This window comes from Streptomyces sp. NPDC018263 (assembly GCF_055562575.1).
In genome coordinates, this window is the sequence record NZ_JBVHFA010000006.1 from 233963 (window position 1) to 250511 (window position 16549).

Annotated in this window: 15 protein-coding genes and 1 tRNA gene; 7 read left to right on the forward strand and 9 right to left on the reverse strand. The window is 72.9% G+C overall.

The window, feature by feature from the left end:
- The first annotated feature begins 2 nt into the window (after positions 1–2).
- From ACZ3HQ_RS19140 to ACZ3HQ_RS19150, 3 genes are all read left to right on the forward strand, one after another.
- Positions 3–1304: a PP2C family serine/threonine-protein phosphatase gene (locus tag ACZ3HQ_RS19140; RefSeq protein ID WP_467512368.1), complete on the forward strand. Its 1302-nt coding sequence runs from the start codon at positions 3–5 to the stop codon at positions 1302–1304.
- A 90-nt stretch (positions 1305–1394) separates the two neighbouring features.
- Positions 1395–2708 carry a vWA domain-containing protein gene (locus ACZ3HQ_RS19145; protein ID WP_467512370.1) on the forward strand — a complete coding sequence of 438 codons (1314 nt, stop codon included), beginning with the start codon at positions 1395–1397 and terminating at the stop codon, positions 2706–2708.
- A 57-nt stretch (positions 2709–2765) separates the two neighbouring features.
- Positions 2766–4202 carry an FHA domain-containing protein gene (locus ACZ3HQ_RS19150; protein WP_467512372.1) on the forward strand — a complete coding sequence of 479 codons (1437 nt, stop codon included), beginning with the start codon at positions 2766–2768 and terminating at the stop codon, positions 4200–4202.
- 19 nt (positions 4203–4221) lie between these two features.
- Here ACZ3HQ_RS19150 and ACZ3HQ_RS19155 read toward each other — a convergent pair whose 3' ends face one another.
- On the reverse strand, positions 4222–5199 hold the full coding sequence (locus ACZ3HQ_RS19155; protein ID WP_467512374.1) for a methyltransferase domain-containing protein: 978 nt from the start codon (positions 5197–5199) through the stop codon (positions 4222–4224).
- A 109-nt stretch (positions 5200–5308) separates the two neighbouring features.
- On the opposite strand from ACZ3HQ_RS19155, the gene ACZ3HQ_RS19160 reads away from it, so the two are divergent.
- On the forward strand, positions 5309–5713 hold the full coding sequence (locus ACZ3HQ_RS19160; protein WP_467512376.1) for a globin: 405 nt from the start codon (positions 5309–5311) through the stop codon (positions 5711–5713).
- 23 nt (positions 5714–5736) lie between these two features.
- On the opposite strand, the gene ACZ3HQ_RS19165 is transcribed toward ACZ3HQ_RS19160, so the two are convergent.
- From ACZ3HQ_RS19165 to ACZ3HQ_RS19195, 7 genes are all read right to left on the reverse strand, one after another.
- Positions 5737–6420: a DUF8185 domain-containing protein gene (locus ACZ3HQ_RS19165; RefSeq protein ID WP_467512378.1), complete on the reverse strand. Its 684-nt coding sequence runs from the start codon at positions 6418–6420 to the stop codon at positions 5737–5739.
- The gene (locus ACZ3HQ_RS19170) at positions 6417–6833 is read right to left on the reverse strand and encodes an acyl-CoA thioesterase (protein ID WP_030813986.1); all 417 of its coding nucleotides are present in this window, start codon (positions 6831–6833) and stop codon (positions 6417–6419) included. Before ACZ3HQ_RS19170 ends, ACZ3HQ_RS19165 begins: the two co-directional genes overlap by 4 nt.
- A 7-nt stretch (positions 6834–6840) precedes the next feature.
- The gene (gene ettA / locus ACZ3HQ_RS19175; protein ID WP_364815513.1) at positions 6841–8505 is read right to left on the reverse strand and encodes an energy-dependent translational throttle protein EttA; all 1665 of its coding nucleotides are present in this window, start codon (positions 8503–8505) and stop codon (positions 6841–6843) included.
- Between the two features lie 205 nt (positions 8506–8710).
- Positions 8711–10120, reverse strand: coding sequence for a Cys-Gln thioester bond-forming surface protein (locus ACZ3HQ_RS19180; RefSeq protein WP_467512380.1), 1410 nt, complete (start codon positions 10118–10120; stop codon positions 8711–8713).
- Between the two features lie 268 nt (positions 10121–10388).
- On the reverse strand, positions 10389–10859 hold the full coding sequence (locus ACZ3HQ_RS19185; protein ID WP_467512382.1) for a single-stranded DNA-binding protein: 471 nt from the start codon (positions 10857–10859) through the stop codon (positions 10389–10391).
- A gap of 373 nt (positions 10860–11232) precedes the next feature.
- On the reverse strand, positions 11233–13029 hold the full coding sequence (locus ACZ3HQ_RS19190) for a YfjP family GTPase (RefSeq protein WP_467512384.1): 1797 nt from the start codon (positions 13027–13029) through the stop codon (positions 11233–11235).
- A 3-nt stretch (positions 13030–13032) separates the two neighbouring features.
- Entirely contained in the window at positions 13033–14643 is a 1611-nt protein-coding gene (locus ACZ3HQ_RS19195) for a dynamin family protein (protein ID WP_467512386.1), read from the reverse strand.
- 271 nt (positions 14644–14914) lie between these two features.
- Here ACZ3HQ_RS19195 and ACZ3HQ_RS19200 point away from each other — a divergent pair.
- A tRNA-Arg gene (locus ACZ3HQ_RS19200) sits at positions 14915–14987 on the forward strand.
- Positions 14988–15125: 138 nt separating this feature from the next.
- On the opposite strand, the gene ACZ3HQ_RS19205 is transcribed toward ACZ3HQ_RS19200, so the two are convergent.
- Positions 15126–15506, reverse strand: coding sequence for a hypothetical protein (locus tag ACZ3HQ_RS19205; RefSeq protein ID WP_467512388.1), 381 nt, complete (start codon positions 15504–15506; stop codon positions 15126–15128).
- 135 nt (positions 15507–15641) lie between these two features.
- Between ACZ3HQ_RS19205 and ACZ3HQ_RS19210 the strand changes: the two genes are divergently transcribed.
- Complete coding sequence (locus tag ACZ3HQ_RS19210) at positions 15642–16025, forward strand: DoxX family protein (protein WP_467512390.1); 384 nt, start codon at positions 15642–15644, stop codon at positions 16023–16025.
- Positions 16026–16212: 187 nt separating this feature from the next.
- A complete protein-coding gene (locus ACZ3HQ_RS19215; protein WP_467512392.1) occupies positions 16213–16503 on the forward strand; it encodes a chaplin in 291 nt (96 codons plus the stop codon).
- Positions 16504–16549 lie beyond the last annotated feature (46 nt).

Sequence of the window (16549 nt, forward strand, 5' to 3'; positions counted from 1 at the left end):
TCATGTCACAGATGCCCCAGCAGGCCGCACTGCCCAAGTGCCCGAGCTGCGCGGAGCCGCTCGAACCGGGCGACCTCTTCTGCGGCGCGTGCGGATACGACCTGTCCGCCGTGCCCGCGCCGCCCGCGGACCAGCCGACGCTGACCATGACGGGCGCGCCGGACGGCGGCGTCGACTGGCCCGAGCCGGAGCCGGCCACCACCGGCGGAACCGAGCCCCGCGCCCACCGGGCGGCGGACGTGCCCGGCACCGACTCCGGCGGCACCCCGCTGCACGCGCCCGAGCCGGCCGCGTCCGGGGTGCGCTTCGACCGGCGTGCCGAAGCCGACGAGCCGACCGAGCCCGAGGAATACCCCCTCCAGGCCCCCGACCCGCGTGCCGAGCCCGCCGCGCAGGTGTGCGTGGCCTGCCGTGCGGGCCGGGTGGACGGCGACGGGTACTGCGAGAACTGCGGGCACGCCCAGCCCCGCGAACGCGACCACATGGAGCGGGAGTCGGGCCCGGTGGCCGCGATCAGCGACCGGGGTCTGCGCCACCACCGCAACGAGGACGACTTCGCCGTCGCGCACACCGCGCTGCCCGACGGCTCCCCCGCCGTGCTCGCCGTGGTCTGCGACGGCGTCTCCTCCGCGACCCGCCCCGACGACGCGTCCACCGCCGCCTCGCGGGCCGCCGCGGACGTGCTGCTGGCGGCCCTGCCCCGTGGCACGCATCCGCAGGCGGCGATGCACGAGGCGATCGTGGCGGCCGCCAAGGCCGTCGACGCGCTCGCCGAGGCGCCCGACGGCGCCCGCGAGCACGCCCCGCACCAGAACGCCCCGGCCTGCACGATCGTCGCCTCGGTGGTCGCCTCCGGCCTGCTGGTGGTCGGCTGGGTCGGCGACAGCCGCGCCTACTGGGTGCCGGACGACCGCTCCGCACCCCCGGCCCGGCTGACCGAGGACGACTCCTGGGCGGCCCAGATGGTGGCGGCCGGCCTGATGAACGAGGCGGAGGCGTACGCCGACGAGCGGGCCCACGCCATCACCGGCTGGCTCGGCGCCGACGCCTACGAACTGGAGCCGCACACCGCGTCGTTCAAGCCCGACCGGTCCGGCGTGGTGCTGGTCTGCACCGACGGCCTGTGGAACTACGCCGAAGGGGCCGAGGAGATGGCCGAGGTGCTGCCCCCGGACGCGGCCGCCCGCCCGCTGCACGCCGCGCGGGTGCTGGTGGGGCACGCGCTGGACGCCGGGGGCCACGACAACGTAACAGTGGCCGTCGTGCCGTTCCCCACGCCGCCGCAGGGGGCAGGATCGGCCTGAGGGACGACGGGCGGAGCCGGAGGGGACCGGTCCGCCCGAACGCACCGCCTCGCGGGGAGCGGGGCGTGTCCGAGGGGGATGTGAACCAGCATGGCCAATTTCGCCAAGCCGGGCGGACCGCGGTTCTCGGTGGACGTCTACCAGAACGAGTACCTGCCGGAGGGCGGCCGCGAGGTCAACGCCATCGTGACCGTGACGGCCAGGGGCGGCGGTAGACCCGCCGGGCCGGGCACGTCGGCCGCCGTGGTGCTGATGGTGGACTGCTCGGGCTCGATGGACCACCCGCCCGCCAAGATGCGCAACGCCCGCGACGCCACCGCCGCCGCGATCGACACCCTGCGCGACGGGACGCACTTCGGGATCGTCGACGGTACGCATGTCGCGCGCGAGGTCTATCCGGGCGGCGGGCGGCTCGCGGTGGCCGACCCGACGACCCGCGCCCAGGCCAAGCAGGCGCTGCGCCGGCTGAGAGCGGGCGGCGGCACCGCGATCGGCACCTGGCTGCGGCTGGCGGACCGGCTGCTGGCCGGGGCGGACGTGGCGATCCGGCACGGCATCCTGCTGACCGACGGACGCAACGAGCACGAGTCGGCGGCGGAGCTGAGGGACACCCTGGACGCGTGCGCCGGGCGGTTCACCTGTGACGCGCGGGGCGTGGGCACCGACTGGGAAGTGAAAGAAGTCACAGGCATCGCCTCGGCGTTGCTCGGCACCGCCGACATCGTCGCCGACCCGGCCCGGCTCACCGAGGACTTCACCCGGATCATGGCGTCGACGATGGGCAAGGAGGTCGCCGACGTCGCCCTGCGGGTGTGGACGCCGGTCGGCGCGCGCATCAAGTTTGTCAAGCAAGTGGCGCCCTCGGTCGAGGAGTTGACCGACCGGCGCACCGAGGCGGGTCCGCGCGCCGGGGACTACCCCACCGGCTCCTGGGGCGAGGAGTCCCGCGACTACCACCTCTGCGTGGAGGTCCCGGCGGCCGGACTGGGCCAGGAGATGCTCGCCGCGCGGGTCTCCCTGGTGGCGGCCCGACCGGACAAAGAGGTACAGAACCTAGGCGCCCAGGGACTCGTACGGGCCGTGTGGACCGACGACATGGCGGCCTCCACCTCGCTCAATTCCCAAGTCGCCCACTACACCGGCCAGGCCGAACTGGCGCAGGCCATCAGGGAAGGGCTCGATCTCCGCAAAGCGGGAGATATGGATGGAGCAACGGCCAAACTGGGACGTGCCGTTCAGTTGGCGGGGGTGTCCGGGAACGCGGATACTGCGAAACTGCTTGCGAAGGTGGTGGACGTGGTCGACGCCCCGACCGGTACTGTGCGGTTGAAGGCGAAGGTCGCGGAGGCCGACGAGATGACCCTCGAGACCCGCTCCACGAAGACTGTTCGCGTCAAGAAGTGACCCTGGCGACAGGGACCCTGTAGACACCGATACCTCAGCAGAAGGGGTACCACCGACATGCCGACCTGCCCGAACGGACACCAGTCGGGTTCCGACGACTGGTGCGAGGTCTGCGGTCACCGCATGGCCGGTGCCGTGCCTCCGCCTCCGCCCCCGTCCGGCGGCGGCTACGGGTTCCCGCCGCCCCGCAACGAGGGACGCCCCTCCCCCGGCGCGCAGGGCGAGCTGTGCCCGCAGTGCCGTACGCCCCGCGAGGGCGGCGCGCCCTTCTGCGAGGAGTGCCGGTGGAACTTCCTGACCAACACCGCCACCTCGTACACCCCGGCGGCCCCGCCCCGGCAGCAGCAGCCCCGCTACCAGTCGCCGAGCCGGCCCTTCGGCGGCGGCGGTGAGGGGTACGAGTACCAAGGCTCGCGGCCCTCGCAGGTGAACCGGCCGGCCGAGCCGATACCTTCGTTCGACAGCGAGCCCTCGGGGCCGACACCGTTCGGCAACGAGCGGCGTCCGGCGTCGCCGCCGCCCACTTCGGGCGGGGCGTCTCCGTTCGGCGAGCGGCGCCAGGGGCCTCCGCCGGGGTTCGGCGGGGGGCCTGGGCAGGGGCCGGGTGGGCCTGGTCCGCAGGGTCCTGGTCCGCAGGGTGGGTCCGGCCAGCAGGGCGGTCCTGGTCCGCAGGGTCCCGGTCCGCAGGGGCGTCCTGGTCAGCAGGGTCCGGGTGGGCCTGGGGGCTACGTCGGTCAGGGTGGTCCCGGCCGTCCCGGTGGCCCCGGTACGCAGGGCGGCCCCGGCGGCCCCGGTGGCCCTTCCGGTCAGGGTGGCCCCTCCGGTCCCCCGCCCTTCGGGCGTGAGCCGTCCGCCTTCGGCACCGCACCCTCCCGGCAGGCTCCCCCGCCGTCCGCGCCGTCCGGCTTCCCGCAGGAGACCGGCCGTACCCCCGCCGGCGGCCCGTCCTTCGCCGACGACGACTGGGTGATCCCCCCGCCGCCGTCGAACAACGGCCCCGCAGGCGGCCAGGGCGGCTACGGCTTCCCGCAGCCCGGCGCCGGCCAGAACCAGGGCTACTCCCAGGCTCCCCAGGCCCCGCAGGGCCCCGCGACCTGGACCGCGACCATCGGCCCGGACCGCGACTACTTCATGGCGATGATGCAGCGCTCCGGCCCGGAGGCCGCGGGGCTCAACCTGCCCGCGTACTCCCCCGAGCAGCAGCGCACGCTCACCGGCAACCAGGTGACCATCGGCCGCCGCCGGCACTCCACCGGCGACACCCCGGACATCGACCTGTCGGTGCCGCCGGAGGACCCCGGTGTCTCGCATCAGCACGCGGTGCTGGTGCAGCAGCCGGACGGCAACTGGGCGGTCGTCGACCAGAACTCGACGAACGGCACCACGGTCAACGGCTCCGACGAGCCGATCCAGCCGTTCGTGCCGGTACCGCTCCAGGACGGCGACCGGGTGCATGTGGGCGCCTGGACGACGATCACCGTCCACCGCGGCTGACCGCTGCCGAATCGGGCGTTCACGGCAGCGGCCACGCGTGGCGGCCCTCCGGGTCGTCCAGCCAGGCCCAGGCGCGCGGGCCGCTGACCGTGACGCCGTACCGTTCGCGGTCCGGCATACCCGCGTCCTCCCACAGCGCGTACGCCCGTGTGGGCTCCAGCGCGCCCCGGACCAGGCCCAGCAGGAAGCGGAACGACTCCGTGTCCCGCGCCCGCCCCGGCAGTCCCCGTGTGGACACCGGCTCGGCGGGCGCCCGGCTCTCCCCGCGCAGCGGGACGAAGTAGGCGCCGGTGGGCAGGAAGCGGCCCTCGGCGCGGCCGGAGCCGTCGACGTCCAGCGCGAGCAGCCCGTTGTTCAGCGGGGCGATGATCCGGGCGCCGGGCGCGCACTGGGCGATCCAGGGGCGCGGCACCGTGGGCAGCATGCAGGTGGCCATGATCCGGTCGTAGGGGGCGTGCGCGGGCACCCCGTGCGCCCCGTCGCCGGTGACCACCACCGGGTGGTACCCGGCCCCGGCCAGGTTCCGCCGGGCGGGCTCGGTGATCTCCGGTTCCATGTCGACCGTGGTGACCAGGGAGTCGTCGCCGAGGCGGTGGGCGAGCAGGGCCGCGTTGTAACCGGTGCCGGTGCCGATCTCCAGCACCCGGTCGCCGTCCCGGACCCCCAGCGCGACCAGCATCCGGGCCATCAGCGAGGGCTGGCTGCTGGAGGAGACCAGCTCACCGTCGTGCAGCCGGGTGGCCAGCGGGGCGTCCGCGTAGGCGCCGCGCGCCCAGCGCTGCCGCCCGGCAGGATCGGGGTCGTCGGCCGAGAGCCGCTCGTAACCGCCGAGGACGCCGACGTAGTAGTACGGCACGAACAGGTGCCGGGGCACCTCGGCGAACGTCTCCCGCCACACCGGGTCCGCGCGCCAGGCGCCGTCGCGGTCGATCTGCCGGATCAGCGCGGCGCGCGCCTCGGCGGCCACCCGGGTCAGCTCGGCATCGTAGGCGCCCATACGTCCACAGTAGGCACGATCGGGGGCGCGTCGCCGGGACTCGGAGCGGCGGACGGTGGCCGGTCCTAGGGCTTGAGTCCTGGGCCTCCCGGTCTGAGACCATGGACGGGTGAACGAGATCCGACGCGGCACGCTTCAGGAGCAGACCTTCTACGAGCAGGTCGGCGGGGAGGAGACCTTCCGCCGGCTGGTCCACCGTTTCTACCAGGGCGTCGCCGGGGACCCGCTGCTGAAGCCCATGTACCCGGAGGAGGACCTCGGCCCGGCCGAGGAGCGGCTCACCCTGTTCCTGATCCAGTACTGGGGCGGACCCACCACCTACAGCCAGGAGCGCGGCCACCCCCGCCTGCGGATGCGGCACGCCCCCTTCACCGTGGACCGGGCCGCGCACGACGCCTGGCTGAAGCACATGCGGGACGCGGTGGACGAGCTGGAGCTGTCCGAGGAGCACGAGCGGACGCTGTGGAACTACCTCACGTACGCGGCTGCGTCGATGGTGAACACGGCGGAGTGAGCCAAGCTCTGTGAACGGGGTTTTCAGCGCACGGTGACGCCGAGCGCGCCAAGCCCGGCTCGGCGTACGGCGATCGACCCGTAGGGGGTGCGCAGCCGGAGCCACGCCCCGGAGGAGAACAGGCCCGTCTCCTCGGCACTGTCCGGCGCGGGGGGCCGCAGGAAGCCCAGCGAGTGCGCGGCGTGCACGGCCCGCACCGGCAGCCGGGTGGGGCCGACCTCGCGGGACCAGATCTCCCGCCCGATCCGGTCCAGCTCGGCACGGGTACGCGCCTCTGGCGCCAACTCCTCGGTACGGGACCGGAATTCGGCCACCGACCGGGCAACCGTCCGATGCAGCACGGCCGGTCCGGGCAGCCCCGGCTCGGCCCGCCAGCCACCGCGCGGCGGCAGCACCCCGGCCCACGGGGGCCCGGTGACGGCGGCGGACACGAGGGCGGTGGCCGCGCGTTCGTCCACCGACTCCAGCAGCTCACCCGCCGAGACGGTCATGTCGAGGCCGGTGTCCAGCCCGTCCTCGTACGGCTTGGCGAGGCGTACCGCGCGGACGGCCAGCACCTCGAAGGAGGGCGGGCGTCCGAACACGGCGAGCGCGGTCCCGGCCGCCTGGAGGCGTACCGCGGCCGCGCGGTCGTAGCGGAGCAGCCGGGTGAGGAAGGCGGCGAGGTCGGCCGCCTCCGTCTCGTCGGCGAGGTGGAGCACCGTCATGCGGCGACGGCCTTCTCCTCGGCGGACTCGTCCCGGTACTCCTGGAGGAACTCACGCTCCTCCGCGGTGATCCGGCGCGGCCGCTGCGCCTCGAAGTCGAAGGGCACGACGACGGTGGAGGCCCGTACGTACACGGTGTCCGCGTCCTTCACCTCGTAGGTGATGGTGAAGGACGCGGCCCGGATCTCGGTGATCCACAGCTCGACGTCCACCGGGTGGTGCCGGTGGACGAGCTGCCGCTTGTAGTCGATCTCGTGGCGCGCCACGACCGACCCCTGCTGGAAGTCCTTGTCCGGACGGAACAGGAAGTCGATACGGGCTTCCTCCAGGTAGCGGAGGAACACCACGTTGTTGACGTGGCCGTACGCGTCCATGTCCGCCCAGCGCAGGGGGCAGCGGTAGATGTGGCGCAAGGTGCGATCAGCCCCGGGTCAGCTTCTTGTAGGTGGCACGGTGCGGACGCGCGGCGTCGGCGCCGAGCCGCTCGATCTTGTTCTTCTCGTAGGACTCGAAGTTGCCCTCGAACCAGAACCACTTGGAGTCACCCTCGTAGGCGAGGATGTGCGTGGCGACCCGGTCCAGGAACCAGCGGTCGTGGGAGACGACCACGGCGCAGCCGGGGAAGTCCAGCAGCGCGTTCTCCAGGCTGGAGAGGGTCTCGACGTCGAGGTCGTTGGTGGGCTCGTCGAGGAGCAGCAGGTTGCCGCCCTGCTTGAGGGTGAGCGCCAGGTTGAGGCGGTTGCGCTCACCGCCGGACAGCACGCCCGCGGGCTTCTGCTGGTCCGGGCCCTTGAAGCCGAAGGCCGACACGTACGCGCGGCTCGGCATCTCGACCTGGCCGACGTTGATGTAGTCGAGGCCGTCGGACACGACCTCCCACAGCGTCTTCTTGGGGTCGATGTTCTCGCGGCTCTGGTCGACGTAGGAGATCTTGACCGTGTCGCCGACCTTGATCGCGCCGGAGTCGGGGGTCTCCAGGCCCTGGATCATCTTGAACAGCGTGGTCTTGCCGGCGCCGTTCGGGCCGATGACGCCCACGATGCCGTTGCGCGGCAGGGTGAAGCTGAGGTCGTCGACGAGGATCTTCTCGCCGAACGCCTTGTTGAGGTCGTTGACCTCGACCACGATGTTGCCCAGACGCGGGCCCGGCGGGATCTGGATCTCCTCGAAGTCCAGCTTCCGCATCTTGTCGGCCTCGGCCGCCATCTCCTCGTAACGGGCGAGGCGGGCCTTGGACTTGGCCTGGCGGCCCTTGGCGTTGGACCGCACCCACTCCAGCTCTTCCTTGAGCCGCTTGGCGCGCTTGGCGTCCTTCTGGCCCTCGACCTTCAGACGCGTCTGCTTGGTCTCCAGGTAGGTGGAGTAGTTGCCCTCGTAGGGGTACGCGCGGCCGCGGTCGAGCTCGAGAATCCACTCGGCGACGTTGTCCAGGAAGTACCGGTCGTGGGTGATGGCCACGACGGTGCCCGGGTACTTGGCGAGGTGCTGCTCCAGCCAGTTCACCGACTCGGCGTCGAGGTGGTTGGTGGGCTCGTCGAGGAGCAGCAGGTCGGGCTGCTCCAGGAGGAGCTTGCAGAGCGCGACGCGGCGCTTCTCGCCACCGGAGAGGTTGGTGACGGGCCAGTCGCCGGGCGGGCAGCCGAGCGCGTCCATGGCCTGCTCGAGCTGGGCGTCGAGGTCCCAGGCGTTGGCGTGGTCCAGCTCCTCCTGGAGCTTGCCCATCTCGTCGAGCAGCGCGTCGGAGTAGTCGGTCGCCATCAGCTCGGCGATCTCGTTGAACCGGTCGAGCTTGCCCTTGATCTCGGCGACGCCCTCCTGGACGTTCTCCAGGACCGTCTTCTCCTCGTTCAGCGGGGGCTCCTGGAGCAGGATGCCGACGCTGTAGCCGGGGGAGATGAAGGCGTCACCGTTGGAGGGCTGCTGCAGTCCCGCCATGATCTGCAGCACGGTCGACTTACCGGCACCGTTCGGACCGACGACGCCGATCTTCGCCCCCGGCAGGAAGTTCAGGGTGACGTCGTCGAGGATCACCTTGTCGCCGTGCGCTTTGCGCGCCTTGCGCATGGTGTAAATGAACTCAGCCAAGAGAAACCGTCCGGCAACTTGAAATCTGGCAGTGGGCAGATACACCCCATCTTGCCGTACGGCCACCCCTGTGAGGAAACGCGTTCCGGCGGGGGGCTGTGAGCTGGGGGTTCGGGCGACGGGCGCAGTTCTGCGATCAAGCCCATGCCGAGCGGACCCGTCTCCTTGCACCTACCGGAGGACGACTGACGCTAGGCGCAGCCGGTTACTCCCCCGCCTTGTTCTCCCGCCCCCGCAGAATCACCAGCACAGCCCCGCCGATGACGACCAGGCCGATGGCCGCGCCCGTGATGACCGGGGTCAGGGCGGAGCCGCCCGTGGCCGCCAGGTCCGTGCCGCCGGGGGCCTCGCCCGGGAGGGTGACCGGGGTGGGTTCGCTCAGGGTCTGGGCGGAGGCGGCCGTGGCCGGGCCCTGGGTGGCGCAGTCGAGGATGCCGGTGAAGCGCTGGGTGAAGCCGCCCGGGCCGGTGACGGTGAAGTCGTAGGACTGGTCCTCCTTCAGGGGGACCGTGATCGTCTCGACCTTGCCGGGGGCGACCGTGTGGGACGTGCCCATGAGGTCGAAGGTGAACGGCTCGTCGCCCTTGTCGGCGACCGTGACGTCCACCCCGCCCCTGGCGCAGTTCTTGCGGGCCGAGACCGCCGGTACGGCACCCTCGGCGGCCCAGGACGCGTCGACCGTCGCGGAGACCGTGGACTCGCTGGAGCCGGCGAGGATCTGGGTCTGGCTGCGCGACTCGGAGGCGAAGGCGCGGCCCACCGGGACGGTGGTGGACGCCTGCACGGCCACCTGCACCGCGGCGTCCGGCGCGTCCTCGGGTATGTCGAAGTAGAGCTGGGTGCCGTCGTGCGCCGAGGTGATCACCTTGCCGGTGCGGTCGATGATCCGCATCCCCTCGGCCGCCGCGTCGGCCGGAGGCGAGACGATCACGCCGGCGGCGTCGGTGTGCACGGTCACCGGTCCCAGCAGGTCACCGGGACGGCCGGAGACCACGGGCGGGTCGAGCGTGAGCGAGGCACGGGGCTCGGCCGCCGGACGCGCGCTCTTCTCCAGGTAGTCCGCGAGCTTCTCCGCCTGCGGGTCCACCGCGTCGACCTTCGCCGCGTCCGAGTAGCGCCAGATGGCCACCTGGGTCCCGGCCGCCGCGTCCTGCTCGGTCAGCCCGGTCGCGCCGGCCTTGCGGGCGAGCGCGTCCAGGTCGTTCACCTGCGGGTACGAGTTCTGGAGTATCCAGCGGATGCGCCCGGCGTTCGCGTTGGCGGCCAGCGAGGTGCCGCTCCAGGGGGTCTCCTGGTACTTGGCGTCACGCTGGGTGGGGTTGTGCAGGTCGACGCAGTACGTCTGGAGGGTGCCGCCGCCGTCCACCGACATGTCGAACAGCCCGGCCGGTACCCGCAGGTCGGTGCCGCCGTCCTCGTGGATCACGGCCTCGCCGTACGTCTTGAGGCCGTTGATCGTGGCCGTCGCGCCGTTCTGCGTCTGCGGTCTGTCGTCGGCCAGGGCCGTACCGGCGCCGGACAGCACACCCGCCGCCGCCAGCCCGCAGGCCAGGGTCAGGGCACCGGCCTTCACGGGCGCGGTGGACCGGGTGAACCCAGAGAACGCAGAGAGCACAGAATTCCCCTTCGAGCAGGACCCGTTGGACTTGGGGGGCGGTCCCACCAGCAGAAATCACCCACCCCTGGGGGGTGTTCGCCTCGGCATCCTATGGATCAACGAAGGCCATACCCGGCGGTCGGATGGTCGTACGACTGATCCGAGCTGTAATCGTTATCGCCGGGGCGCGTCCTGAGCTGGGCTTATCGACAAATCCACCGTTTTGGACGGGGTGTTCGCGGCGCATTCACCGATAAGCCACGTCTCGGTCAGACGGTGGATGACGTCATGTCACCAACACTGTCTCCGCTTCCTGTTGAGCCTCCGGTTCCGATGGCGGCGGTGTCTCCCACTGCGGCTCCGGACGCGTCTCCACCCGCGCTGGTGTCTCCGGTTTCGCCGAGCGCCGGAACGCGGCCGTCCCCCGTGTCAGATCGTGGCCGATCGTCACCGCGTCGATGTCGGCCGACGCCCACGCCTGCTGCTGTCCCTCGCGCATCTCGGTCCGCACCTTCAGCCGGCCCTGCACCACGAGCGGCTGCCCCACCTCCACCGACGCGGCCACGTTGACCGCGAGCTGGCGGTTGGCCCACACCGTGAAGAAGTTGGTGTGCCCGTCGGTCCAGAGATTCTTCTCCCGGTCCCAGTACCGCGCGGTCACCGCCAGCCGGAACCGGGCCGACGGGCCGTTCGGCAGCTCCCGGTACACCGGCCGCGTCGCCACATTGCCCACCACGCACAGCACGGTCTCGTTCATCGTGATCCCCTCCCTCGCCCGGCGCTCGCCGCCGGGCCGCCGGTGCCGCGACGGGCCTGTCCCGCACGGCTTCCTGATGCCGTGCGGCGCGCACCGGTCTCACTCGCAGCGCGCCGCACGACCGCCGATCGCGAAGCCCGCCCTTCCCCCCAACCCGGCGCTCCGGGTCGGGCAGGCGGTGCGATCGCCGTGGCACCAGACTGCGCCCACCCGGTCCCACCCCGCCGGGCGCTGTGGACAGCCCCCCCGCTTGTGGACAACTCCGTCACCCGATCAGGTGGTCACACCCTCCACAGGCCGCCACATCCCACTCCGGCCCACCTCAGTCCCCCCGGCACGCCCCGGCCCCACCTCCCCCGCCCCCGAGACCCCCCTACCGCCCGACCCCCACCCCCGCGATCCGCCCGTACTGCTCCCGCACCTCCCGGTACCGCAGCAACTCCGCCGCCACCGGGTCCAGCACCCGAGCCCGTCCACAGCCCGCCGCCGCCTCCCGCAGCCGCCGCTCCGCCTCCTGCCCGTACCGCCGAGCGGGCCCCCGCGCCGCCAGCCGGCACCCCCACTCCACCAGCGGCCCCCCGACGATCCCGCACAGCATCAGCAGCACCGGTACGCCCAGGTTCGGCGAGAGCACGCCCGCGATCTGCCCGACCAGCCACCCCCCGCCCACGATCTGCAGCAGCGTCATCGCCGCCTGCACCAGCACCGCCACCGGCCACCACCCCGGCCGGGGCGGACGTCCCGGCGGCAGCCCGGCCTGCTCCGCCAGCTCGTCCAACGACTCCGACAGCCCCTGCGACCCGCGTACGGCCGCCTCGCGCACCGCCTGCGCCCAGGGTGTGGGCAGCTCGGCGGCGGCCCGGTCGGACACCGTACGGACCGCCTGCTCCACCCACTGGCGCGCGGTCGCCTCCGCGTCCGGCTGCCGGCGTACCGGCAGGCTGCCGGTCTGCGGGCCGCCGCGGTCCTGGTACCAGCGCCACAGCCGCAGCCACGGCGTGCCGCACGCCCGGTTGGCGCTGCGCAGCCAGGCGCGTTCGGCGGCCTCCCCGGCCGCGGTGGCGCCGACCGCGTCCGCGAGCCGCGCGGAGAACTCCTCCCGCGCCTCCTCGCTGAGCCCGACGCCCTGCCCGGCGGCGTACACCGGCCGCAGGCCGGCGGCGGCGGCGTCCACGTCGGCCGAGACCCGGCGGGCAGCCGCGCCCCGCTCGGCCACGATCTTGCCGAGCACCTCGCGCAGGTCGCCGACGCCGTCCCCGGTGAGCGCGGAGAGGGCGAGGACAGTGGCACCGGGTTCGTCGTACTCGCCGAGCGCGATGCCGTCCTCGTCCAGCAGGCGGCGCAGGTCGTCGAGGATCTGCTCGGTGGCCTCGGCGGGCAGCCGGTCGGTCTGGTTGAGGACGACGATCATCACCTCGGCGTGGCCCGCCATCGGCCGCAGATAGCGCTCGTGCAGCGCCGCGTCGGCGTACTTCTCCGGGTCGACCACCCAGATGACGGCGTCGACCAGCTTGAGGACCCGGTCGACGTGCTCGCGGTGCTGTACGGCGGCGGAGTCGTGGTCGGGCAGGTCGATCAGGACCAGACCGCGCAACTGCGCCTCGGCCTCGGCGCTCTGCAGGGGGCGGCGGCGCAGCCGGCCGGGGATGCCGAGGCGGTCGATCAGGGTCGCGGCGCCGTCGCTCCAACTGCACGCGATGGGCGCGGCGGTCGTCGGACGGCGTACGCCGGTCTCGGAGATGGGCACCCCGGCGAGCGTGTTGAACAACTGCGACTTGCCGCTGCCGGTCGCGCCCGCGATGGCGACGACGGTGTGCTGCCCGGACAGTTTGCGCCGCGCGCCGGCCTCGTCCAGGACGCGCGCGGCCTCGGCGAGCGTCTGGTTGTCGAGGCGGGCGCGGGACAGGCCCACGAGTTCGCGCAGCGCGTCGAGGCGGGAGCGCAGGGGTCCGTCGTAGGCCAGCGGGGCCGGGGGGCCGCCCGTCGTCCCGCGCGCGGGGGCCTCCTGGGGGGCGTTGCCCTCGGTGACGCGGCGGGCGATGAGGCCGTCGTCCCAGGAGACCTCGTCATCGGGGCGCTGATCGCCCTCCACGCGCGCGTGCGGCTCGTCGTCGGCGGGGGCCGTGTCGTCGGCGTGGCCCATCTGGTCCTTCTGAGCGGCGGCGGTCACCGGTCACCTCTCCTTCTGCAGTACGGACAGCGCGGCGATGAGTTCGGCCTGCGACTCGGCGTGGACGTCCAGGGCGTCGATCGGGGCGAGACGGCGCTCGCGTTCGGCGTGCAGGACCCGGTCGACGTGCTCGGTGAGCAGGCGCCCGGCGCGGTCGCGCAGCCGGAGCGCGCCGTGCGCCCCGACCCGCTCGGCCAGCCCCTCGCCCGCCGTACGCGCCCGGCGCCCCCCGAGGACGACCGCTGCGGCGAGCGCGGCGACCGTCTCGGCGTCGGGGGCGTGGCCGCGCTCCAGCTCGCGGACCTCGTCCTCGGCGTACTCCTCCAGCTCGCGCCGCCAGCGCCGTACGGCGAGGCCGATGCGGTGCTCGGTGCTCTCGGCGGAGGGGTCGCGGTCGGCGAGTTCGGGGGCGCGGGCGGCGGGTTCGCGGCGCCAGGACTCGTCGACGCGCTCGTCGGCCGCGGTGACTGCGCACAGCAGCAGCGCGCCGAGGCTCTCGGTGAGGGCGTCGAGGAGTTCGCCGGCGGTGCAGTCCAGCGGGAAGGCGCGCCAGCGCTTGAGGGCGTCGCCGGCGAGGACGGTGCCGGACTGGAGCCTGCCGCGCACGCGCGCGTGCTCGCTGTCGTAGGCGCCGTCCACGGCGGAGGTGAGGCGGAGGGCGGCCGCGTACTGGGCGGCGGCGGCGCTCGCCAGCTCCGGCATCCGGGCGGCCAGCGAGTCGAGCAGGCCGTACGCCGTACGCGTGAGGGCGCTGCGGCGGGCGCCGGGGTCCTGGGCGTGGTGGTGGAGCCAGGTGCGCAGCGAGGCGACGGCGGAGGCGGGCAGCAGGCCGCCGCCCCAGGCGGACTCGGGCAGCTCGGGCACGGTGAACCGGGGCACCTCGCCCAGGCCGGCCTTGGTGAGCAGCGCGCCGTACTGGCGGGAGACCTCGGCGACGACCTGGTGCGGGACGCGGTCCAGGACGGTGATCAGGGTGGCGCGGTACTCCTTGGCGGTGCGCAGCAGGTGCCAGGGGACGGCGTCGGCGTACCGGGCGGCCGTCGTGACCATGATCCAGATGTCGGCGGCGCAGATGAGCTGTGCGGCGAGTACGCGGTTGTCGGCGATCAGCGAGTCGACGTCCGGCGCGTCGAGCAGGGCGAGTCCGCGCGGGAGGGTCTCGGCGGTCTCGACGCGGAGCACGCGCGCGTGGTCGTCGACGGGCGTGTCGCTGTCCTTGGCCGGTTTCTCCGGGTGCGGCACCCAGCGGCGGGTGAGGTCGGGCAGGACGCGCATGCCGCTGAACCAGTGCTGGTCCTCCGGGTGGCAGACGAGTACGGGGGTACGGGTGGTCGGCCGGAGCACGCCCGCCTCCGTGACCCGCCGCCCCACCAGGGAGTTCACCAGGGTCGACTTCCCGGTACCGGTCGAGCCGCCGACGACGGCCAGCAGGGGCGCCTCGGGCGAGCGCAGTCGGGGTACGAGATAGTCGTCCAGTTGGGCGAGCAGTTCGTCCCGGTTGGCGCGCACGCGCGGGGCTCCCGCCAGGGGGAGCGGATAGCGTGCGGCGGCGACACGGTCGCGCAGAGCAGCGAGTGCGTCGAGTAGCTGAGGGCGTACGTCCAAGGTCACCACATGCGAAGAATGCCCAATTTTAGGGGAATTCTGAAGCATATGGACATGCCTGCGCGCCGAAGGGACGGACCGGACGGAAGGGATGACTGGGACGCGGGCCCCCTCCCGGCATAACGAGTGCACAACACCCGGCGCGTCTGGGCGCAAAAGCGATGCATGATTCGTACCCGCCTGCGATTATCTTGACCGCTTCACCGAACCTCCACATCGAGCCACGGAGGCGCGGCGACGGGGTCAAGGAACGGGGAGCTTTATCCTTGACCCGCACCAGGCCCCCGTAGCTCAGTGGATAGAGCAGGCGCCTTCTAAGCGCTTGGCCGCAGGTTCGAGTCCTGCCGGGGGCGCGTCTTCGGCCCTCCCGTCGGGAGGGCTTTTTGCTGGTCGGGGGTGGTTTCGGCCGGCCGTCCCGGTCGACCGGCCGGAGGCGGGGCTGGAGGCCTGTCCTGTTCCGGGGCTATTTCGGTGAGCGCGCCCCGGCTCGTTCACGCCGGGAGCCAGTTCGGCCACTGTGGCGGGATGTTGCTTGCCGGGCACAGGCCCGAGTCGCCGGGGTAGTCGGCCAGGGTTCCGCGAGCGGCGAAGAACCACCAGGCCAGGCCGATCGTCACGACGGCCACCGACAGGGCCGGGAGCCGGACGCCCCCTGCCAGGCGGCGGCCGAGCGCCCACGACGCGAGACCTGCCGCCGCCCCGGCCGCCACGATCACCGGGAGCAGGAAGTTGAGCTCGAAGCGGCCCCCGGCGTCGTAGCCCGCGTCGCAGTACGCCCGCGCCCAGACGGTCAGCGACCAGGTGGCGCCGCCCATGAGGGCGCCGAACAGGCCAGAGGCCGCCCAGGGCAGGCAGGAGTCGTTTCCGTTCACGACAGGGCAGGACGGCGGGCCGGGCACATGCGGTTCCCCCGCGGGATTCTCCGCCGAGCCGGGCCATGTCACAAAGGGCGACGCCGCCCCGTCTCCCTTCCGGAAAGGACGCCGACCGGTAAGGAAGTGGCACAGATGGACCTCGCTCTCTGGATCAGCGCCTGGGCGCTGGCCGTGGTGGCTCTCGCAGGCGGTGTCAGCAAGACCTTCGTGCCCAAGGAGAAGCTGGCCGCCGTGCACGGGGGAGGGTGGACCGAGGGGGTCGGCGAGCGGAGCGTCAAGGCGCTCGGCGTGCTCGAACTCCTCGCCGCCGCCGGGCTCGTACTGCCCGCCCTCCTGGACCGCGTGCCCGTCCTCGTCCCGGTGACCGCCGCCTGCTGGTTGCTGTTGATGCTCGGGGCCATGGCCACCCACGGCCGGCGCCGCGAGTTCGGGTTCGTGGTGCTGAACCTGGCCTACCTCGCCCTCGCCGCCTTCATCGCCTGGGGCCGCTTCGGCCCCGAGTCCTTCACCGGCTGAACGGCTACCTCCCGCTACGGACACATCCCCCCGAATCCCCCCACCCCAGATTCACCCCCCGTAAAAGGGTGATCCCCCACCTTTCCCCCGTGACCCCCTCCCCCGCGCGCCGTTGTACGGGAAGTGCGGCGGCGATGTCTGCCGTCCCACTCCCCCGAGCGACATGAAGCGACATAAGGAGAACGTGATGTCTCGCATTGCGAAGGCAGCCGTCGTGGCCCTCGGCACCGGTGCCGTGATGGTCGGTGGCGCCGGTCTGGCGCTGGCCGACGCGGACGCCGGGGCCGCGGCCGTCGGCTCGCCCGGCGTGGCCTCCGGCAACGTGGTCCAGGTCCCGGTCCACATCCCCGTCAACCTGTGCGGGAACACCATCAACGTCATCGGCCTGCTGAACCCGGCCTTCGGCAACACCTGCGCCAACGTCAGCACGCCGGAGCCCGTGCAGGAAACCCCCGAGGGCTACGGCTACGGCAACTGAGCCCCGCCACCTCCGCGAAGAGCCCCGGCACCCTGAGCGCCGGGGC